Source organism: Streptomyces sp. NPDC029956, assembly GCF_055574655.1.
In genome coordinates, this window is record NZ_JBVHZJ010000007.1 from 187,861 (window position 1) to 207,658 (window position 19,798).

Genomic DNA, 19,798 nt, shown 5'->3' on the forward strand with positions numbered 1-19,798 from the left:
TCCCGGAACGTGACGCCGACTGCCGGAACGCCACGCCGGCCGCCGGCACGGACGCAGGCTCCCGGCGCGTACGCCTGTTTCGGGCACGTACGCGTCAGGCCACGGGCACGGAGCTCAGCCGCTCGTCGCCCGTGTACACGTTCATCGAGGACCCGCGCAGGAAGCCGACCAGGGTCAGCCCGCTCTCCGCCGCGAGGTCGACCGCGAGCGAGGACGGCGCCGAGACCGCCGCGAGCAGCGGGATCCCGGCCATCACCGCCTTCTGCACCAGTTCGAACGAGGCGCGGCCGCTCACCATCAGGACCGACTCGCGCAGCGGCAGCAGTCCCTCGCGCAGCGCGTGGCCGACGACCTTGTCGACGGCGTTGTGCCGGCCGACGTCCTCCCGCAGGCACACCAGCTCGCCCTCGGCGGTGAAGAGCCCGGCGGCGTGCAGCCCACCCGTGGTGTCGAAGACCCGCTGGGCCGCCCGCAGCCGTTCCGGCAGGGCCGTGAGGACGTCCGTCCCGATCCTCAGTGGGTCCTCGGCGACCGACCAGGCGGCCGTCGTGCGGACCGCGTCCAGGCTGGCCTTGCCGCACAGACCGCACGAGGAGGTCGTGTAGAAGTTCCGTTCGAGGGACGCGTCGGGGGCGGCGACGCCGGGTGCCAGACCGACGTCGACGACGTTGTACGTGTTGCCGCCGTCGGCCGTGGCCCCCGCGCAGTAGCGGATGCCGGCCACGTCCTCGGCGGAGTGCACCACGCCCTCGCTCACCAGGAAGCCGACCGCGAGGTCGAAGTCGTCGCCCGGGGTCCGCATGGTCACCGTCAGCGGACGGCCGCCGACCCTGATCTCCATCGGCTCCTCGGCGGCCAGCGTGTCCGGGCGGTAGGAGGAGTCCCCCTCGCGCACGCGCAGGACGCGCCGCCGTACGGTCACTCGTCCCATGGTTCGTTCCTCTCCTCGGAGCGCCGCTCCGACGGTGCTCGGTCTGCGGCCCGGTCGTCCGGTCGCCCGGTCGTCCGGTCGTGCCGTTCGGGGGCTGTCCACGACTCTGTCACGGGGTCGGCGCAGGCATCGCCCCGGGCGACCGTTCGAGGCGGACGACGACTCCCTTCGAGGTCGGGCAGTTGCTGATGTCGGCGACGCTGTCGAGCGGCACCAGGACGTTGGTCTCCGGGTAGTACGCCGCCGCCGAGCCGCGGCTCGCCGGGTACGCCACGACCCGGAAGCCCGCCGCCCGGCGCTCCCGCCCGTCGTGCCAGACGCTCACCAGGTCCACGGTGTCACGGTCGGCGAGGCCGAGGTCCGCCAGGTCGGCGGGGTTCACGAGGACGACGCGGCGGGCGTCGTGGATCCCCCGGTAGCGGTCGTTCGGCGCGTACCAGACGGTGTTCCACTGGTCGTGCGAGCGCAGCGTCTGCAGCAGCAGATGGCCCTCGGGTATGTGCGGCATCGTGAAGTCGTTGCGGGTGAAGACGGCCCTGCCGCTCGGGGTCGGGAAGACCCCCCGGTTCACCGGGTTGGGCAGCGTGAAGCCGCCGGGCACGGCCACCCGGGCGTTGAAGTCCTCGAACCCGGGGACGATGCGCGAGATCCGGTCGCGGATGGTGCCGTAGTCCGCCTCGAACAGCTCCCAGGGGACGGCCGGCTCGTCGCGCAGGGTCCTGCGGGCCAGCCGGGCGATGATCGCGACCTCGCTGAGCAGGTGCGGGGAGGCCGGCGGCAGCTTCCCCCAGGAGGCGTGGACGTCGCTCATCGAGTCCTCCACCGTGATGAACTGCTCGCCGGTCGCCTGCACGTCCCGGTCGCTGCGCCCGAGCGTGGGCAGGATGAGGGCGGTGTCGCCGCAGACCGTGTGGGAGCGGTTGAGCTTCGTGGAGACGTGCGCGGTGAGCCGGCACTTCCGCATCGCGGCCTCGGTGACCTCGCTGTCCGGGGTGGCCCGGACGAAGTTGCCCGCGACACCCAGGAACACCGTGGCGCGGCCCTCGTCCATGGCGCGGATGCTGTTCACCGCGTCCAGACCGTGGTGGGCCGGCGGGGTGAATCCGAACTCGGCCTCCAGGGCGTCGAGGAACTCCTGCGGCATCCGCTCCCACACCCCCATGGTGCGGTCGCCCTGAACGTTGCTGTGGCCGCGCACCGGGCACACGCCCGCGCCGGGCCTGCCGATGTTGCCCCGGGCGAGGAGGAAGTTCACCACCTCACGGATGGTGGGCACCCCGTGCTTGTGCTGGGTCAGCCCCATCGCCCAGCACACGATGATCCGCTCGCTGCTCAGGACCTGCTCGAACACCTCCTGGATCTCCTCGCGGGACAGCCCCGTCGCGGCCAGGACGTCCTCCCAGGCGATCTTCCGGGCGTGTTCGGCGAACCCCTCGAAGCCGGTCGTGTGCGTACGGATGAACTCGTGGTCCAGTACGGTCCCGGGAGCGGCGTCCTCGGCCTCCAGGAGCAGCCGGTTCAGGGCCTGGAACAGGGCGAGGTCGCCACCGGCGCGGATGTGCAGGAACCGGTCGGCGATCGGCGTGCCGCGGCCGATGATCCCGCGGGCCCTCTGCGGGTGCTTGAAGCGCATCAGACCGGCCTCTGGCAGCGTGTTGACCGCCACGACCCGGCCGCCGTTGCGCTTGGTCTCCTCGAGCGCCGACAGCATCCGGGGGTGATTGGTGCCCGGGTTCTGCCCCACGACGAAGATCAGGTCGGCGTGGTGGATGTCGTCGAGGGAGACACTGCCCTTGCCGATGCCGAGGGTCTCCGACATGGCGGATCCGCTGGACTCGTGACACATGTTTGAGCAGTCGGGAAGGTTGTTCGTGCCGAACGCGCGGGCGAAGAGCTGGAGCAGGAAGGCGGCCTCGTTGTTCAGCCGGCCCGACACGTAGAAGAGGGCCTCGTCGGGGGAGTCCAGGTCCCGCAGCTCGTCGGCGAGCAGCCCGAGCGCCTCGTCCCAGCCGATCGGCTCGTAGTGGGTCCCTCCGGGGCGCTTCACCATCGGCTCGGTCAGCCGGCCCTGCTGGTTCAGCCAGTAGTCGGACATGCCGTCGAGCTCCGCGATCGAGTGCTCGCGGAAGAACTCCCGGGTGACGCGGCGCGAGGTCGCCTCGTCGTTGATGTGCTTGGCACCGTTCTCGCAGTACTCGTTCATGTGCCGCTGGCCCGGCGCGGGCTCGGGCCAGGCGCAGCCGGGGCAGTCGATGCCCTTGGGCTGGTTGATGTTCAGCAGCGTCAGCGCGGTACGACGCGGGGACGTCTGGCTCAGGGAGTACTCCAGCGCATGCGTCACCGCCGGCAGACCCGTCGCCCAGGTCTTCGGCGGGGTGACCTTCAGATCGTCGCTCGGATCGTCCTCGATGCGGCTGCTCATGACGGGTGCGCCTCGTCCTCTTCTGTGGGGGCCTTTGTTTCGGTCCCCTGCGTTCAGGGGATCGTGCGCCGAATATCCGCCTGTTCTCGGCGGGAAGTCAAAGAAGCGAATTCGATGAACCGACAAGTGCGGCCTATTGATGCGAACAGGCAGGTCAGATGGTTTCGGTGTGGTGGGATCGGCGCCACCGATCACGTAATAGAGAAACCCTCTTTGACTTCATCCCGGTATCCCTCGAAAGTGGTCGGCGGGTGAGAAATTCGCGACTGCCCCCGGGCAGAGGAAGAAGGCAGCCCCGTGTCCCGACCGCTCCTCGACAGGACCGCCGCGTCTCCGCTGACGGACCGCTTCGGCCGGGTCCACACGGACCTCCGGGTGTCGCTCACGGACCGCTGCAACCTGCGCTGCACGTACTGCATGCCCGCCGAGGGCCTCGACTGGCTTCCCCGGCCCGAGCTGCTCACCGACGACGAGGTCGTCAGGCTCGTCCGGGTCGCCGCGCAGCGGCTCGGCATCACCGAGGTGCGGCTGACCGGCGGCGAACCGTTGCTGCGCCGCGGCCTGCCCGGCCTCGTCGCCCGGCTGCACGCCCTGCCCGACGCCCCCGAGCTGTCCCTCACCACCAACGGCATCGGCCTGGCGCGCTGCGCCGACTCCCTGCGGGCGGCCGGCCTCGGCCGGGTCAACGTCAGCCTGGACACCCTGCGCCCCGAACGGTTCGCCGCGATCACCCGGCGCGACCGGCTCCCCGACGTCCTGGCGGGCCTGCGGGCCGCCCGCGACGCGGGCCTCACCCCGGTGAAGATCAACACCGTGCCGGTGCGCGGGGTCAACGACGACGAGATCGCCGACCTCGCCGCGTTCGCCGTCGAGCACGGCTACCGGGTGCGGTTCATCGAGTCCATGCCCCTGGACGCGCAGGGCGCCTGGGACCGGGTCCGGATGGTCACCGCGGAGGAGATCCTGGACCGCCTCGGTGAACGCTTCGAGCTGATACCGGCCGGACGGCGGGACAACGCGCCGGCCGAGGAGTGGCGGATCGCCGGCACGGACACGCCGGTGGGCGTCATCGCGAGCGTGACCCGCCCGTTCTGCGGCAGCTGCGACCGGGTGCGGCTCACGGCCGACGGACAGCTGCGCAACTGTCTCTTCGCGACGGAGGAGTCGGACCTGCGGGCCCTGCTGAGGAGCGGCGCGGACGGCGCGGCGATCGAGGCGGCCTGGCGCACCTCGATCGGCGGCAAGGGCCCGGGCCACGCCATCGACAGCCCGGAGTTCCGGCGCCCGGAGCGGCCGATGTCGGCGATCGGAGGGTGAGGCCCACGGCTGCCTCCCCCGTGGACGGCAGCCACGACGCGAACGGCAGCCACGACATGGACGGCGGACACGACGTGGACGGCGTACGACACGAGACGAGGAAGCGACAGATGACCGTGGCACCCCTGAGCGCGGCACCCGCGGCCGGTGACCCCGCAGTCCCCGCCGCGGGCGATCCCGTAGTCCCGGCCGCGGGCGACCCCGCAGTCCCCTTCGCCGGTCGGCCCGTGCCGCGCCCGCACGCCGTCGACTGGGGACGGGCCCGGTGCGTCGCCCGTGACGTCTCGCCCCTGGACGTCGTCAGCCACCCCCTCGGTGATGTGCTCGGGCAGGCACTCGCCCGGCCGTTGGCCGCGCTCACCGACCTGCCGCCGTTCGACAGCTCCGCGATGGACGGATGGGCCGTGGCCGGAGCCGGGCCCTGGCGGCTGCGCGGGCGGGGCGTCCTGGCCGGTGCGCAGCCGCCGCCGCTGGGCCACGGCACCGCCGTCCCCATCGCCACCGGCGCCCGGCTGCCCTCGGGGGCGGACGCCGTGCTCCGACGCGAGTACGGGGAGGTCGACGCCCGGACCGGGATGCTGTTCGACCGATCCGCCGGCGCGGGCCCCCTGGCGCCCGGACACGACATCCGACCCCAGGGGCAGGAGAGCCGCGCGGGCGACCTCCTGGTGCCCGCCGGTGCGACCGTGACCCCCGCCGTCCTCGGCCTCGCCGCGGCGGCCGGTTACGACCGGCTCGCCGTGCACCGCCGGCCCGTCGTCGAACTCCTGGTGCTCGGCGACGAGTTGCTGGAATCCGGGCTGCCCCGTGACGGCCGGGTGCGCGACGCGCTCGGGCCCCTCCTGCCGTACTGGCTGAGCGGGCAGGGCGGCGCGGACGTCACCGGCCGCCGCCTGGTCGCCGACGACTTCCGGTCGCTGTACGAGGCCCTGCGCGACTCCAGCGCCGATGTCGTCGTCACCACCGGCAGCACCGCCGCCGGGCCCGTGGACTTCCTCCACGACGCCCTCGGTGAGCTGGGCGCCGGGCTCCTCGTCGACTCCGTCGCCGTACGGCCCGGCCACCCCATGCTGCTCGCCGCACTGCCCCCGCGCGCCGACGGCCGACCGCGCCGCCTGGTGGGCCTGCCGGGCAATCCGCTGGCCGCCGTCGCCGGCACGGTGACCCTCGCCGTACCGCTGCTGCGCCGGCTCGGCGGACACGAGGATGCCGAGCCGCTCCGTACGACCTGCGCCGCCGCCCTGCCCGGGCACCCGAGGGACACCCGGCTGCTGCCGGTACGCCGCATCGCGGGTGCGGTGGCGCCGCTGCCCTTCGACGGGCCGGCCATGCTGCGCGGCCTCGCCGTCGCCGACGGGCTCGCGGTGGTGCCGCCCGGGGGCGTGGCCGTCGGGGGCGACGTCCAGGTCCTCCCCGTCCCCGGACCCTGACCCGCACGCCGACCGGCACGACAAGAACCCACCCGAGGAGGAGCACCCATGACATCGCCGACGACACCCGCCGGAACCACCCGCTACTGGGCGGCGGCGAGGGCCGAGGCGGGTACGCCCGAGGAGTCCTATCGCGCCGCGACCCTCGCCGAGGCACTGGACCGGGCCCGTGCCCGACGCGCCGACCGGCCGCGCTTCGACCGACTCCTGCGGCACTGCGCGTTTCTGGTGGACGGTCACCCGGTCGGCGGCCGGGATCACTCCGCCGTACCGCTGGCCCCAGGGGGGACGGTCGAAGTGCTGCCCCCGTTCGCGGGTGGCTGAGACCGACCCCGTACCACCCGCACCCTTCCAGGACCTCGACCATGACGCACCTGCCCTACGCCTCCGACGCCTCCGAGGCCTCCCATGTCTCCGAGGCCTCCCGTGCCTCCGACGATCCGATGCGCCTGCTCGCCGTACGGGACACCCCGCTCTCCCTCGACGAGGTGTACGCGGCCGTGGGCGACGACACCGCCGGTGGCACCGCCCTCTTCGTCGGCACCGCGCGGAGGCCTTCGCCGCCTGCGCGCGCCTGGTCGAGGACCTCAAGCACGAGGTGCCGATCCGGAAGCAGCAGATCTTCGTGGACGGCGAAGAGGAGTGGGTCGGCGCGTGCTGAGTGACCGGGACGAGCCGGACAACCGGGACGAGCCTGGCGGTCGGGAGGGGCCGGGCGGCCGGAAGGGGTCGCATGACCCGGAGGGGTGGGGCGGCCGGAAGCGGCCTGGCCGGGGGCGTGCGTCCACGGGAGCCGACACGACCGGTGGTCGGCGGCGGGCCTTCGGCCGGGTCGGGCGGGCGCTCTCCCCCCGGGGTGCGCTCGCGCTCCAGAGCGTGGACGGCGCCCTGTCCTTCGCGCTGCGCGCCGCCCTCGCCATGGCCGTGCCGGCGCTGCCGTTGGCCCTGGCCGGGCACGCCGATCACGCCGTCTACACGATGCTCGGCTCCTTCACCACCACCTTCGGCCGCAACATGCCCTACGCGCGGCGGGCCCGCGTGCTCGCGCTCGTCGCCGTGGCCATGACGGCATGCGTGGGTTGCGGTTCGGCGCTCGCCATGTGGGCACAGCCGCGGGACGGAGGAGCGGGCGCCGCCGTGACGGTCGCGGCGATGGCGGTGGTGGCCGGTGCGGCGAAGTTCGCATGCGACGCGGCCCGGCTGAGCGGCCTCGGCGCAGTCCTGCTGCTCTTCTCGTTCGCCGTCGCGGCCAACGGCTCCACCGATCCCGACGACATCCTCCTCCAGACGGCCCTGGCCGCGATCGGCGCGTCCGTGGCCTGGGTGCTCGCCGTCCTCGGGTGGTTCGTGCACCCGGACCGGCCGCAGCGCCTCGCCGTGGCGGCGGCGCTGCGCGAGCTGGCGGACCTGTGGGAGGCGGTGGGCACGGGGACCGGCCACGGGCTGGTACGCCACCGGGCGACGGCCGCCGTCCTCCAGGCGTACCGCACGCTCGGCGTCCTGCCCCCGAGCGCCGCTCAGCGGGGCGGCACGGGAGACACCTGCCTCCGCCTCACCGACCTCGCGTGGGCGCTCCTCGTCGGTTCGGCGCGGCGGGCGCCGGACGACCCCGCCGGACTGGCACGGAACCTGCACCGACAGGTCCGGCTGCTGGTGAGCCGCCGCCGACGGCTGCCCCGGATACTGCCCGAGCTCGCGGTCCCCTCCCTGACCGACCGGGGCGCCGCCGTGCCGGGGGCGACGGCGGCCGGTCCCGCTTCCCTGCGGGCCTCGGAACTCGTGCGGGGGCGGGTCGCTCCCGGCGCGGCCGCGGCCGGTCGCGGTAGCCCGGGCCGGGGTGCTCCGGGTCGGGATGCTTCCGGTCGGGTCGCTCCAGGCCGGGGTGCTCCCAGCCGTACCGCGATCCTGCTCGTTCCCGCCCTGCGGATGGTTCTCGGCACCGGCCTCGCCGGTGGGGCCGCCCTGCTGTTCGGGCTCGGCCACGGCTACTGGGCGGCGATCTCGGCCGCCGCCGTTCTGCACTCCGTCAACGTGCGGACGGCGGCGCAGCGGGCCGTGCAGCGGACCCTGGGCACGATGGCCGGCCTGGTGCTCGCGCTCGGCGTGCTGGCCGCGCGCCCCGATCCCGTCGTCCTCGTCCTGGTGATCGTGCTCCTGGAGTTCCTCCTGGAGTACGTCGTCGCCCGCAACTACGGTCTCGGCGTCGTCTTCCTCACCCCGCTCGCCCTGCTGCTCACCGATCTGGCCGCGCCCTCACCTGCCGGGGACCTCGTCCAGGACCGGGCGCTGAGCAGTCTGCTCGGTGTCGTGATCGCGCTGGTGTGCGCGCTCCTGGTGGTCCACGACCGGGCGGCCGTGAGGGCGCAGCGCGCGCTCACCGCGTGCCGGGCCGCGTCGGCCCGCGCCGAACAGGCCCTGGGGGAGGGGGCGGTGGAGTCGTTCCCGGTGGTCCAGGGGCGACTCGCGGCAGCCGTGGTGGAGTTGCGTGAGGCGGACGACGCCGCCGCGGGCGAGCTGTGGGGGGCGGAGATCGACCCCACGGAACTCGCTGCCGCGGAGTATCGCGGCCATCTCCTCCTGGAGCGGCTCGCCCGGTGGCGATGAGGGAGGGGCGACCTTGATGAGAGAGGTCGACCGTGATGAGGGAACTCGACCGTGTTGAGGGCGGTCAACCGGTGGGCACGATCGTCACCTTGACGTGCTTCATGATCGGCTGATCGCTCTGCGTGCTGTAGTCGACCAGTGCGCAGAGCACGTTCATCTCGGGCATGTAGCCGGCGGCGCAGCCCCGGGGAATGTCGTAGGGAACCGCGAGATATCCGCTGACGGACCGTCGGCTGCCGTCCTTCGCGGTGCTCGTGATGTCGACGGGGCCCATGTCGGCGATCCCGCGCTCCCGCATGTCGGCCCGGTTCATGAAGACCAGTGTGCGCAGGTTCTTGATGCCCCGGTAGCGGTCGTTGTCCGAGTAGATGGTGGTGTTCCACTGGTCGTGGGACCGCATGGTGCCGAGGGCCAGGGTGCCCGGCTCGGGCACGACGTCGGGCAGCGGGGCGCTGGAGAACTCGGCGCGCCCGGAGGGGGTGAGGAAGACCAGTTCGCGGGCGGGCTGCTTGATGCGGAAGCCGAGCGGGAGGCGCACCCGGCGGTTGAAGTCCTCGAATCCGTCGAGGGCCTTGGCCATGGTGTCCCGGATGCGGTCGTAGTCCTCGATGTACCACTCCCAGGGCGTCGCGCTGTCGGGCAGCGCGGCCCGCGCCATGCCGGCGACGATCGCCGGTTCGGAGAGCAGGTGAGAGGAGGCCGGGCGCTTCATGCCGATCGACAGATGGACCATGCTCATCGAGTCCTCGACGGAGGTGCTCTGGATGCCCTTGCGCTGATGGTCCTTCTCGGTGCGGCCGAGGCACGGCAGGATCAGGGCCCGCTTGCCGTGGACGAGGTGACTGCGGTTCAGCTTGGTGCTCACCTGGACGGTGAGGTCGCAGGTGCGCAGGGCCGCGTAGGTGAGCGGGGTGTCGGGGGCGGCGAGTGCGAAGTTGCCGCCCATGCCCACGAAGACCTTGATCTCGCCGCGCTGCATGGCCTCGATGGTGCGGACGGTGTCCAGGCCGTGCTCGCGCGGCGGTTCGATCGCGCAGACCTCGGCGAGACGGTCGAGGAACGCGTCGCTGGGGCGGTGGTCGATGCCGCAGGTGCGGTTGCCCTGGACGTTGCTGTGTCCGCGTACGGGGGAGGGGCCGGCGCCCTCGCGTCCCAGGTTGCCGCGGAGCAGCAGCAGGTTGACGATCTCCCGGACGGTGTCGACGCCGTGTTCGTGCTGGGTGAGGCCCAGACACCAGCTGACGATGGAGCGGTCGGCCTCGCCGTACACGCGCGCCGCCTTGAGGATGTCGGCGCGGCTCAGCCCGGACTGCCGCTCGATCTCCTCCCACGGTGTGGCCTCGCACCGTGCGCGGTACTCCTCGAAGCCGCTCGTGTGGCGGTCGATGAACTCCTGGTCGAGTGCCTTGGGGTCGGTCGCGGACTGTTCCAGGACCGCCTTGGCCATGCCGCGGATCAGCGCCATGTCGCCGCCGATGCGCGGCTGGAGGTTCAGGGTGCTGGTCTTCGTCGCCTTGAAGAGGGCCATGTCCGTGAAGTCGTGCGGCACGATGGTCCGGGTGGCGGCGGCCTCGACGAGCGGGTTGACGTGCACGATCTGCGCGCCGCGGTGGTGGGCCTCGGCGAGCGCGGTCAGCATCCTGGGCGCGTTCGAGGCGGCGTTCACCCCGAAGATGAACAGCGCGTCGGCGGTCTCCCAGTCCTTGAGGTCGACGGTGCCCTTGCCCGTGCCCAGGGAGGCCTGGAGGGCGCGGCCGCTGGCCTCGTGGCACATGTTGGAGCAGTCGGGCAGGTTGTTGGTGCCCAGCTCGCGGGCCATCAGCTGGTAGAGGAAGGTCGCCTCGTTGCCGAGTCGTCCCGAGGTGTAGAACGACGCCTGGTGGGGGCTGTCGAGGCCGCGCAGGGCGCGGCCGACCACCTCGAACGCGTCCTTCCAGGTGATCGGGACGTAGTGGTCCGACTCCGGGTCGTAGACCATCGGCTCGGTCAGCCGGCCCTCGTTCTCCAGGTCGTAGTCGCTCCACTCGGCGAGCTCGGACACCGAGTGCGCGGCGAAGAACTCGTTGCCGACGCGCTTGCGGGTCATCTCCCAGGTGACGTGCTTGATGCCGTTCTCGCAGATGTCCAGGTGCAGGCCCTTGGTGTCGTCGGGCCACGCGCAGCCGGGGCAGTCGAACCCGGTGTTCTCGTGGTTCATCCGCATGATCGCCCGCGGGCCGTCGACGAGGGCTCCCTCGCGGACGAGGAAGCCGGTCACGCTCTTGGCCGCGCCCCAGCCCGCCGCGGGGTGGTGGTAGGGGTGGAACTCGGGGTCACCCTCGGGGGTGGGCCCCACCCGGGGCTCCACGGGCTCGGAGGCGTCGGGCGTCGGAGGCTGCTGAGCGTCCTGGTCGGTGCTCACGGCTGTTCACCCTTTCACCTGCGGATGTGCGGGGCGCGACGGAACGGGAAGTCACCCCTTTCGGCAGGCTATGCCCGCCGGTTTTCGGGTGCCACTCGACTCAGGGGCGCCGTACGGGCTGCGTATCGGATCATGCACGCCTACGCTGACGCTGTCCTTTTCTTACCGTTTGCCCTTTGTTGTCTCTCGGCGGGAGTCTCATGGTCGTCGTACAACCCGTCGTCGCCCCGCCCTCCCGGGCGGGGGTCTTCCTCGTGGCCACCGTCAATCCCGGCGGTGAGGCCACGGTGCGGGAGGCGCTCCAGGACCTGTCGGGGCTGGTCCGGTCGGTGGCCTTCCGGTCCCCCGACTCCGGCGTCAGCTGCGTCGCGGGGATCGGTTCCGAGGGCTGGGACCGGCTCGTCGGCGGTCCGCGCCCCCACGAGCTCCACCCCTTCCCGGCCCTCACGGGCACCCGCCACCGGGCCCCGGCCACCCCCGGTGACCTGCTGTTCCACGTACGTGCCCGGCGCATGGACCTCTGCTTCGAACTCGCCCGGCTGATCGCGGAGAGCCTGGGCTCCGCCGTGACCGTCGTCGACGAGGTGCACGGTTTCGCGTACTTCGACGAGCGCGACCTCCTCGGCTTCGTCGACGGCAGCGAGAACCCCGGCGGCCAGGTGGCGGCCGCGGCGGTCCACATCGGCGACGAGGATCCCGGCTTCCGCGGCGGCAGCTACGTCATCGTGCAGAAGTACCTCCACGAGATGCCGGCCTGGGACGCGCTCACCGTCGAGCAGCAGGAGGACGTCATCGGACGGGGCAAGGCCTCCAACGTCGAGATGTCCGACGACGTGAAGCCGTCGAACTCGCACGTCGCGCTCAACACCATCGTCGACGAGGACGGCGTCACCCGGCAGATCTTCCGCGCGAACATGCCGTTCGGCCGGATCGGCGGCGGCGAGTTCGGCACGTACTTCATCGGCTACGCCCGCACACCCGCCGTCACCGAATTGATGCTGCGCAACATGTTCCTCGGAGATCCCCCGGGCAACACGGACCGCATCCTCGACTTCTCCCGTGCGGTGACCGGCGGCCTCTTCTTCGTGCCGAGCGCCGACCTCCTCGACGACCTGCCCGCCGCGCCGCCTGACGCCACCGTCCGCCAGGGAGAATCCCTGGGCATCGGCGGCCTGAAAGGAGCCTGACTCCCCATGACGACCCCCGACGCCACGACCCCCGCGAGCGACCCCTACCACGGCCCCGACACGAACAACCTGCACCGCGAACTCGCCCCGATCACCCCGGCGGCCTGGGCCGAGATCGAGGAGGAGGCCCGCCGTACGTTCCGCCGCAACGTCGCGGGCCGTCGCGTCGTCGACGTCCCCGACCCCGGAGGTCCGCGGCTCGCCGCCGTCGGTACGGGGCACCTCGGCGACCTGGGCTCGCCCGCCCCCGGCGTCACCGCGCGGCTGCGCGAGGCGAAGCCGCTGTTCGAACTCAGGGTGCCGTTCACCGTCGACCGGGCCGCCGTCGACGACGTCGAGCGCGGCTCGAAGGACTCCGACTGGCAACCCGTCAAGGACGCGGCGCGCGCCATGGCGTTCGTCGAGGACCGCACGATCTTCGACGGGTACGGGGCGGCCGGCGTCGACGGCCTGCGCGCCAGGTCCTCCAACCCGGTCGTCCAGCTGCCCACCGAGCCGAGCGACTACCCCGACGCCGTCAGCCGGGCCCTGACCGCCCTGCGCCTCGCCGGCGTCGACGGCCCCTACGCGCTGCTCCTCGGCGCCGACGAGTACCGGGCGGTCAGCGAGACCTCCGACCACGGCTACCCGATCGCGGCCCACCTCGGCCGTATGCTCGACGGCTCGCCGATCTGGGCGCCGGCGCTCAGCGGCGGCTTCGTCCTGTCCACCCGGGGCGGCGACTTCGAGCTGATCCTCGGCCAGGACCTGGCGATCGGCTACACGGGCCACGACGCGAACAGCGTGCAGCTCTACTTCCAGGAGACGCTGACCTTCCGCACCTACACCGACGAGGCCGTGGTCGTCCTGGAGGCCCCGGTCGCCTGAGGATCCGGAGGCCCGAGAAGCGGGAGGCCCACGCCATGAAGAGTCCGCTGCTGCTCTCCGCCGTACCCCGGCTCGCCGTCTCCGCGCTGGTCGCGGCGGCGGTCGGCGCCGTCGTCGGCGTCACCACCCACGCGCCGCTGGGCGTGCTCTCCGGGATCGCCGTCGGGGAGACGCTCTTCGTCGTCGCCGGGTGGGTCACGCTGTGGCCGATGGACGCCGCCACCACCCATCGCAACGTACGCCGCGAGGAGTTCCGCCCCGTCGTCGAGGAACTGGCCGTCGTCGGAACGGCGGTGGCCGGACTCGTCGGCATCGTCGTCCTGCTCCTCGTCGGCACCTCGGACCTGAGCCACGCCGCCGCGGCGACCGCGCTCGCCGGTGTGTTCATGGCATGGGCGGCGCTGCACCTGATGTACGCCACCCGGTACGCGTACGTCTACTACCGGAAGCCCGGCGGCGGGATCGACTTCAACTCCAGGGAACCGCCCCGCTACAGCGACTTCCTCTACTTCAGCTACAACCTCGGCATGACCTACCAGGTCTCCGACACCGACGTCTCCAGCACGACGATCCGCGCGATCGCGCTCCGTCACTGTCTGCTGTCGTACGTCTTCGGCGCGAGTATCCTTGCCACCACCATCAACCTCGTCACGGGCATCGTCACGGGCTGAGGCAGTACCCCGCGGAGACTCCGCCCCCTGGAGACCACGTCATGACCACGGCCGTCGTCGTCGGTGCCGGGCCCAACGGGCTCGCCGCCGCCGCGCTGCTCGCCCGCAAGGGACTGAAGGTCACCGTCCTGGAGGCCGCCGAGGAGATCGGCGGCGGCACCCGCACCTTCGAGGCGATCCTGCCCGGCCTGCTGCACGACCACTGTTCGGCCATCCACCCCATGGCCGTCACCTCGCCCGCCCTCCGCTCGCTCGGCCTGGAGCGCCACGGGCTGCGCTGGCTGCAGCCGGAGATCGACTGCGTCCACCCCCTCGACGACGGTACGGCAGGTGTCCTGCTCCGGTCCGTGGCGGAGACCGCCGCCGGGCTCGGCGTGGACGGCGCCCGCTACCGGGCCCTGGTGGAGCCCTCCGTACGACGGTGGGACGCGCTCGCCGACGACGTCATGCGCCCGCTGCTCCGGATCCCGGCGCATCCACTGGCGCTCGCCCGCTTCGGCCTGCCGACCGTCCTGCCCGCCTCGGCCCTCGCGCGGCTCTTCCGCACGCCGCAGGCCCGGGCGCTGTGGGCCGGAGTCGCCGCGCACTCCTTCCGCCCGCTCTCCGACCCGTTCGGCTCGGCCATCGGACTCGGCATCCTCACCGCGGGACACGCCGCCGGATGGGCCGTCGCCGAGGGCGGCTCGCACTCCATCACGCGCGCCATGGCCGCCGTACTCGCCGAGCACGGCGGCGTGATCCACACCGGCGTACGGATCACCGACCGCGGACAGCTCCCGCCCGCCGACGTGACCCTCCTCGACCTGGACCCCGGCCAGGTCGCACGGCTCTACGGCGACCTGCTGCCGTCCCGGGCGGCAGCCGCGTACCGGCGCTTCCGGCGCGGCCCCGCCGCCTTCAAGGTCGACCTCGCCGTCGAGGGCGGGGTGCCCTGGACGGACGAACGGGCCCGACGCGCCGGCACCGTGCACCTCGGCGGCCCGCTCGGCGAGGTGGCTCTCACCGAGAGGGACGTGACGGAGGGTCGGATGCCCGAGCGGCCCTTCGTGCTCGTCGGACAGCAGTACCTCGCCGACCCGTCCCGGTCCGTCGGGGACGTCCACCCCGTCTGGACGTACGCCCATGTCCCGTACGGCTACGAGGGCGACGCGACGGAGTCGGTCCTGCGGCAGCTCGAACGCTTCGCGCCCGGCGTCCGCGAACGCATCCTGGGCCGGCACGTCACCCGCCCCGCCGACTTCGCCGCGGCCAACCCCAACTTCGCCGGCGGCGACATCCTCACCGGAGCCAAGACCGTCCCCCAACTCCTCCTGGGCGCACGCCCCGCGCTCGACCCGTACGCCACCGGGCTGCCCGGCGTGTACCTCTGCTCGGCCGCCACCCCGCCGGGCCCCGGCGCCCACGGCATGTGCGGCGCGGGAGCGGCGGCGTCGGCCCTGCGCCACCTCGGGGCGCGGGCCTCGTGACGGCGCGGCCGCTGGACGGGAGACCGACGACAGGACCTAAGCCGTCTCGCCGAGGGACAGCACGACCGCCGTGGCCGGCCCCTCGGGAGTCACATAGGTGACGGTGTCGCCCGCGCGGTGACCGAGCAGCGCGCTGCCGAGGGGGCTGTCGGAGGTGACCATCGTCCGGTCGAGCACGGCGGCGACCTCGCCGATCTGCACGGTCGACTCCGTGCCGTCGTCGAACCGCACGGTCACGGTGCTGCCCACGCCGACCGCGTCGCTGGGCGGTGCGCCCGCCGCGTCCGCCTCGCGCAGCCGTCCGGTGATGTCGTCGATGCGCCGGTCGAGCCGGTCGAGCTCCGCGGCGCGCTCCAGCTCGTCGGCCTGGTCGGCCCGGTCGCCCGTCTGGTCGCCGCCCCCGTCCCCGAGGGTGACGGCGACGGCCTCTCGTTCGGTGCGGAGGTCGTCGATCTCCCGCTCCAGTGCCTCGCGGGCGACGGCACTGATGGGCTCGGGTCCACCGGTCATTCCTGCTCCCGTGGTGCGGCGGCACGGTGACGTGTCGCAGGTCAAAAGCGGCATTTCCGACAGTATCAGCCAGGTCGGCGGCCGTCGTCACAGAAGAACCCGCCGGGTCTCCGGGTCAGCTCCCGCTCGGGCTCGGGCTGCTCGGGGCGGCCGCCGTGACCGGGATGTCGAAGACGTGGTCCGGGGTCACGATGCGCGTGATGGCCTGGCCGAAGAGGGTGCTGGGTTCGTTGCCGTCGTGCAGCGTGTCCGTGTTGAGGAGGACGACCAGGGTGGCCCGCGACTCCGGCAGGTAGATCGTCAGCGACTCGTACCCGGGCAGGGAGCCGTTGTGCCCGATCCAGCCCTGGACGTTGAAGATGCCGAGCCCGTATCCGGCGCCCGGGATGTCCGTCGGGTAGACCTTGAGGCGCTCGGCCTGGGTCTCCGGAGTGAGCAGTGTCCCGGTGGCGACGACCCGGGCCCAGGTGCGCAGGTCCTGGAGGTTCGAGATCATCGCGCCGGCCGCCCAGGCCCAGGAGGGGTTCCAGTTCGTCGCGTTCTCGACCTGGCCCGAGGCGGTCTGGATGGTGTAGCCCTGCGCGTGCGGGTCCGGGAACGCGGCGTCGGTCGGGAAGACGGTGCGGTCCAGGCCCGCCGGATCCAGGACGTTCTTCTGGATGAACTCGTGAAGTGGTGTGCCGCTGACCTTCTCCACGACGAGACCGAGCAGGATCAGATTGGTGTTGCAGTAGTCGAACTCGGCCCCGGGCTGGAACTGGATCGGGTGCCCGAACGCGAAATCGAGCAACTCCCGCGGCGTGAAAGGCCGATCGGGATTCGAGGTGAACGCCTTGTAGAAGCCTTCGTCCGCCGAGTAGTTGAAGAGTCCGCTGCGCATGGACGCCAGGTTGCGCAGGGTGATCCTGTCGCCGTTCGGTACGCCGTCGACGTACCGGGAGATCGGGTCGTCGATGTCGACCCTTCCCTGGTCGACGAGTTCGAGCATGGCGGTCACCGTGAACGTCTTGGTCTCGCTGCCGATCCGCATGTACAGGTTGGGCCGCATGGCCTGCCCGGTGTCCTTGTCGGCGACACCGAAGGAGCGGATGTAGGTTCCCTTGCCCGGTGCCGACAGGCCGACCGTGACACCGGGGACGCCGGCCTCCTTCATGACGTCCTGGATCGCCTTGTCCAGCCGTTCGGCGACGGCCGGGGTGAGTTCGGGGAAGTCGTCCTGCGCCGAGGCAGCCGAAGCTGCCGAGGGAGCCGAGGGAGCCAAGTAGGCACCGAGGGAGAGTGGTTGGGCCGCGGCCGCGTAGGGGCCGGGGACGGGCGGTTCGGCGGCGAGGGCGGTGCCCGCGCCCAGCGGGGCCGCGAAGATCCCGAGAGCCGCGATTCCCGCGCAGAGACGCCTGCGGCATGTGCGTGAGTACCTCACGGCGGGCCTCCTGCCGGCCGGGGACAACACTCCACCTCCAGGCTAGGCCGGGGCGTCACGCCTCGCACGGTGGCTCCGCGGCACGGTCTGTTACGTTGCCGGTGCCCGGGCCACGGAGGAGGTGGGCCCGGACCCGCGAACGAGAGGGAGACCCGCACGATGGCCGTCATCCACGAGACCACGATGCAGCCCACCAAGCTGGAACTGCTCACCGAGTGGCTCCCCACCCGCGCGTGGCACACGGGCAAGGAGGCACGACCGGCGCGGGTCGGCGGATTCCGGCTCGACGACCCGGCGGGCGAGGTCGGCATCGAGTTCATGGCGGTGACCGACGGCGAGGGGCAGGGTGCGACCACGTACCTCGTCCCCCTGACGTACCGTGGAGAGCCGCTGGACGGCGCCGAGCACGCCCTCGTCGGCACGTCAGAGCACGGCGTCCTCGGCAAGCGCTGGATCTACGACGGAACCCACGACCCGGTTCTGGCCGCCCAGTTGTACGCGCTCCTGACCGGCCGCACCCAGGCGCAGGACCAGTCCCTCACCGACGCGCCGGACCTCACCGTCGCCGTCTCGCCGGTGACGGTGACGGTGAAGGGCGCGGAGGACACGGCCGAGGCGGAGCTCGTACGGGCCGAGGACGGCCAGGACCACACGGACGTGGTGGTGCGGGCCTCCGGCGCGCCCGCCCCGCTGACCCTGCGCGTACAGCGGGTCCTCGACGCCGGCTCGGACCTGGCCCCGGGCGCCGACGGCGGATTCACCGCCGAGTGGCGACTCCCCGACGGAACCTCCGTCCGCGGCGTGTTCGCCGTCGCGGTCCACGGGCTCGGGTCCTAGGCCAGGGCGGGCGACGGCTTCCGTGGGAGCGTCCATCGACGGGGTGATCGAGGTGCGAACGCCGGGCGCGGCCTGGGAGATGGAGGTGGACCTGCTCGGCTTCGACCTCGGGAAGCAGCGGTACGCGCGCGCGTGCCTCTTCGGCTACGGCGGCGGACTCACCGTGGACCGGCCGCTGTTCGACGCGCGGGGATGGCCCGAGGACTCCTGCGACGAGGTGCCGAAGCGGTGTGACGAGCTGAACCACGGTCACTCCTACGCCACCTGGGCCGAGATCGCGGCGGTCGACTGGGACGCGCCGGTCTGCGACGCCCCCGACGGGAACCGGGTGGGGGAGTGGCGCCCGGGGCCGGACGGCGAACTCGTCCTGTGCGACGTGCTCCGGACGCCCGCCGAGGTGGACACCGCGGCGGCGGAGCTCTTCGGCGAGGAACTGTTCCCCGACGAATGGCCACCGGGAGGTGAGGTCCGGCTGGACGGCGTCGTCTACCGTCCGGTGGTCCTCACGCCCGGGGCGATCGTTCCCCCGGACGGCCAATGGGCCCCGGTGTGGGCGTCGATGCGGGCCCTCGCGGCCGAGTACGGCGACGACCACGTCCGGCTGGTGGTCTGGTTCGGCTGAGCACCCGGTCCGGTCCCGGCCCGAGCGACAGGACTAGACCCAGTTGACCTCTGCCGCGGTCAGCAGCGGGTCGTCCACCAGCTCCCACAGGGGGACCGCGAAGTTGCCCGTGCCGTAACGGCCGCCGAAGTGGAGGCCGAGGACGCGGTGGTCGGTGAGGTCGAGGACCGGGGACCCGCTGTTGCCGCCGAGGGTCGAGCAGTCGTGCTTCAGGACCAGGCCGCCCGGGATGAACTCGGTGGCCGCACCCGGCTGGAGCCGCTTCACGTTGTAGACGTCCATGAAGATCCGGCGCATCGACTCCGGCTCGTTGCGCCGGCCGTCCCAGGCCGGGTACCCGACCACGTACACCTGGCGGCCCGGGACGCTCGCCGGGGCGTCCGCCGCGACCGCGAGCGGGGTGGGCAGGGCGCCGTCCGCCGACTGTTCGATCCGCAGCAGCGCCATGTCGACGTCCGGGTGGATGCCGATGATCTCCGTGATCTCGTACGGCACCGAGGCCCCGAGCGGCTCACCCGCGAGCGGCAGCTCCTCCGCGGGGTCGACCCGTGCCGACATCCCGTGCTCGAAGGTCCACCGGCCGTCGCCGTTCGCCGACCGGGCGAACTCCACCGCCACATGACGGTTCGTCATGACGGCCCTCGGGCCGACGAGGAACGCGGTGCCGATCCAGTCGAGGCGTGGATGGCCGGTGACCTCGACCCGGCCGACGCGGGACAGGGACTCCCGGATCGCGGGCCGTTGGCCGTCGAGGACCGCCCATTCGTCGTGCTGCGGGGCGAAGTCCTGGCGCTGCACCAGGATCGCCGGGCGTCCCTCCATGAGGACGATCGCCTCCACGCCGAAGGACTCGTCGCCGTCGAGCTCGTCCTCCCGGTGCGTGGCCAGCTTCTCCAGACCGCTGACACCGGCCTCCAGGACGCGTGCCCGCTCCTCGCGGGCGAAGCGGGAGATCTCGGAGGCCGGTGCCACGTCGGCGGGGAGCTCGAAGGTGGACTCGGTGATCTCCGCCTCCAGCCGGCCGCGCACCCGCGCGGCGACCTCTTGCAGATCCCCGAAGATCCGCTCGGTGGCGGTCGCGACCGGCGACCCGCCCCGTGATCCGTTCGGCAT

The 19,798-nt window shown here is 72.5% G+C and carries 16 protein-coding genes and 1 pseudogene; 11 read left to right on the forward strand and 6 right to left on the reverse strand.

Annotated features, from left to right (window positions below):
* Window positions 1-94: 94 nt before the first annotated feature.
* Together fdhD and ACZ4XX_RS08135 are read right to left on the reverse strand one after the other, a co-directional pair.
* Window positions 95-931 (reverse strand): formate dehydrogenase accessory sulfurtransferase FdhD, encoded by an 837-nt coding sequence (fdhD, locus tag ACZ4XX_RS08130; RefSeq protein ID WP_468507102.1) that lies wholly within the window; start codon window positions 929-931, stop codon window positions 95-97.
* Between the two features lie 109 nt (window positions 932-1,040).
* Window positions 1,041-3,353, reverse strand: a complete 2,313-nt coding sequence (locus ACZ4XX_RS08135) for an FdhF/YdeP family oxidoreductase (protein WP_468507103.1) — start codon at window positions 3,351-3,353, stop codon at window positions 1,041-1,043.
* 297 nt (window positions 3,354-3,650) lie between these two features.
* On the opposite strand from ACZ4XX_RS08135, the gene moaA reads away from it, so the two are divergent.
* From moaA to ACZ4XX_RS08160, 5 genes and pseudogenes are all read left to right on the forward strand, one after another.
* Window positions 3,651-4,670 (forward strand): GTP 3',8-cyclase MoaA, encoded by a 1,020-nt coding sequence (moaA, locus tag ACZ4XX_RS08140; RefSeq protein WP_468507104.1) that lies wholly within the window; start codon window positions 3,651-3,653, stop codon window positions 4,668-4,670.
* Between the two features lie 110 nt (window positions 4,671-4,780).
* On the forward strand, window positions 4,781-6,100 hold the full coding sequence (locus ACZ4XX_RS08145; protein ID WP_468507105.1) for a molybdopterin molybdotransferase MoeA: 1,320 nt from the start codon (window positions 4,781-4,783) through the stop codon (window positions 6,098-6,100).
* Between the two features lie 48 nt (window positions 6,101-6,148).
* Window positions 6,149-6,424 carry a MoaD/ThiS family protein gene (locus ACZ4XX_RS08150; protein ID WP_468507106.1) on the forward strand — a complete coding sequence of 92 codons (276 nt, stop codon included), beginning with the start codon at window positions 6,149-6,151 and terminating at the stop codon, window positions 6,422-6,424.
* Between the two features lie 119 nt (window positions 6,425-6,543).
* Window positions 6,544-6,761 (forward strand): annotated as a pseudogene (locus ACZ4XX_RS08155) (hypothetical protein).
* Between the two features lie 215 nt (window positions 6,762-6,976).
* The gene (locus tag ACZ4XX_RS08160) at window positions 6,977-8,704 is read left to right on the forward strand and encodes an FUSC family protein (RefSeq protein ID WP_468507107.1); all 1,728 of its coding nucleotides are present in this window, start codon (window positions 6,977-6,979) and stop codon (window positions 8,702-8,704) included.
* A gap of 64 nt (window positions 8,705-8,768) precedes the next feature.
* Here ACZ4XX_RS08160 and ACZ4XX_RS08165 read toward each other — a convergent pair whose 3' ends face one another.
* The gene (locus tag ACZ4XX_RS08165; protein WP_468507137.1) at window positions 8,769-11,051 is read right to left on the reverse strand and encodes an FdhF/YdeP family oxidoreductase; all 2,283 of its coding nucleotides are present in this window, start codon (window positions 11,049-11,051) and stop codon (window positions 8,769-8,771) included.
* A 254-nt stretch (window positions 11,052-11,305) separates the two neighbouring features.
* Here ACZ4XX_RS08165 and ACZ4XX_RS08170 point away from each other — a divergent pair, with 254 nt between their 5' ends.
* The 4 genes from ACZ4XX_RS08170 to ACZ4XX_RS08185 are packed head-to-tail and all read left to right on the forward strand — an operon-like array spanning window position 11,306 to window position 15,296.
* Complete coding sequence (locus ACZ4XX_RS08170) at window positions 11,306-12,292, forward strand: Dyp-type peroxidase (RefSeq protein WP_468507108.1); 987 nt, start codon at window positions 11,306-11,308, stop codon at window positions 12,290-12,292.
* Window positions 12,293-12,298: 6 nt separating this feature from the next.
* Window positions 12,299-13,159, forward strand: a complete 861-nt coding sequence (locus ACZ4XX_RS08175; RefSeq protein ID WP_468507109.1) for a family 1 encapsulin nanocompartment shell protein — start codon at window positions 12,299-12,301, stop codon at window positions 13,157-13,159.
* 35 nt (window positions 13,160-13,194) lie between these two features.
* Window positions 13,195-13,830, forward strand: a complete 636-nt coding sequence (locus ACZ4XX_RS08180) for a DUF1345 domain-containing protein (RefSeq protein ID WP_468507110.1) — start codon at window positions 13,195-13,197, stop codon at window positions 13,828-13,830.
* A 41-nt stretch (window positions 13,831-13,871) separates the two neighbouring features.
* Window positions 13,872-15,296, forward strand: a complete 1,425-nt coding sequence (locus ACZ4XX_RS08185; RefSeq protein ID WP_468507111.1) for a phytoene desaturase family protein — start codon at window positions 13,872-13,874, stop codon at window positions 15,294-15,296.
* Between the two features lie 36 nt (window positions 15,297-15,332).
* Here the strand turns inward: ACZ4XX_RS08185 and ACZ4XX_RS08190 are convergent, their stop codons facing one another.
* Window positions 15,333-15,806 carry a GreA/GreB family elongation factor gene (locus ACZ4XX_RS08190; protein ID WP_468507112.1) on the reverse strand — a complete coding sequence of 158 codons (474 nt, stop codon included), beginning with the start codon at window positions 15,804-15,806 and terminating at the stop codon, window positions 15,333-15,335.
* A gap of 115 nt (window positions 15,807-15,921) precedes the next feature.
* Window positions 15,922-17,226 carry a serine hydrolase domain-containing protein gene (locus ACZ4XX_RS08195; RefSeq protein ID WP_468507113.1) on the reverse strand — a complete coding sequence of 435 codons (1,305 nt, stop codon included), beginning with the start codon at window positions 17,224-17,226 and terminating at the stop codon, window positions 15,922-15,924.
* Between the two features lie 159 nt (window positions 17,227-17,385).
* Between ACZ4XX_RS08195 and ACZ4XX_RS08200 the strand changes: the two genes are divergently transcribed.
* Both ACZ4XX_RS08200 and ACZ4XX_RS08205 read left to right on the forward strand, forming a co-directional pair.
* Window positions 17,386-18,063, forward strand: a complete 678-nt coding sequence (locus tag ACZ4XX_RS08200; RefSeq protein WP_468507114.1) for a maltokinase N-terminal cap-like domain-containing protein — start codon at window positions 17,386-17,388, stop codon at window positions 18,061-18,063.
* 22 nt (window positions 18,064-18,085) lie between these two features.
* Window positions 18,086-18,685 (forward strand): hypothetical protein, encoded by a 600-nt coding sequence (locus ACZ4XX_RS08205; RefSeq protein WP_468507115.1) that lies wholly within the window; start codon window positions 18,086-18,088, stop codon window positions 18,683-18,685.
* A 33-nt stretch (window positions 18,686-18,718) separates the two neighbouring features.
* Here ACZ4XX_RS08205 and ACZ4XX_RS08210 read toward each other — a convergent pair whose 3' ends face one another.
* A complete protein-coding gene (locus ACZ4XX_RS08210) occupies window positions 18,719-19,798 on the reverse strand; it encodes a trypsin-like serine peptidase (RefSeq protein ID WP_468507116.1) in 1,080 nt (359 codons plus the stop codon).

Coding starts and splice junctions, on each gene's coding strand:
- fdhD (WP_468507102.1), bottom strand. CDS start 931: ATGGGACGAGTGACCGTACGGCGGCGCGTCCTGCGCGTGCGCGAGGGG.
- ACZ4XX_RS08135 (WP_468507103.1), bottom strand. CDS start 3,353: ATGAGCAGCCGCATCGAGGACGATCCGAGCGACGATCTGAAGGTCACC.
- ACZ4XX_RS08145 (WP_468507105.1), top strand. CDS start 4,781: ATGACCGTGGCACCCCTGAGCGCGGCACCCGCGGCCGGTGACCCCGCA.
- ACZ4XX_RS08150 (WP_468507106.1), top strand. CDS start 6,149: ATGACATCGCCGACGACACCCGCCGGAACCACCCGCTACTGGGCGGCG.
- ACZ4XX_RS08170 (WP_468507108.1), top strand. CDS start 11,306: ATGGTCGTCGTACAACCCGTCGTCGCCCCGCCCTCCCGGGCGGGGGTC.
- ACZ4XX_RS08175 (WP_468507109.1), top strand. CDS start 12,299: ATGACGACCCCCGACGCCACGACCCCCGCGAGCGACCCCTACCACGGC.
- ACZ4XX_RS08180 (WP_468507110.1), top strand. CDS start 13,195: ATGAAGAGTCCGCTGCTGCTCTCCGCCGTACCCCGGCTCGCCGTCTCC.
- ACZ4XX_RS08185 (WP_468507111.1), top strand. CDS start 13,872: ATGACCACGGCCGTCGTCGTCGGTGCCGGGCCCAACGGGCTCGCCGCC.
- ACZ4XX_RS08190 (WP_468507112.1), bottom strand. CDS start 15,806: ATGACCGGTGGACCCGAGCCCATCAGTGCCGTCGCCCGCGAGGCACTG.
- ACZ4XX_RS08200 (WP_468507114.1), top strand. CDS start 17,386: ATGGCCGTCATCCACGAGACCACGATGCAGCCCACCAAGCTGGAACTG.
- ACZ4XX_RS08210 (WP_468507116.1), bottom strand. CDS start 19,798: ATGCCGAACGGATCACGGGGCGGGTCGCCGGTCGCGACCGCCACCGAG.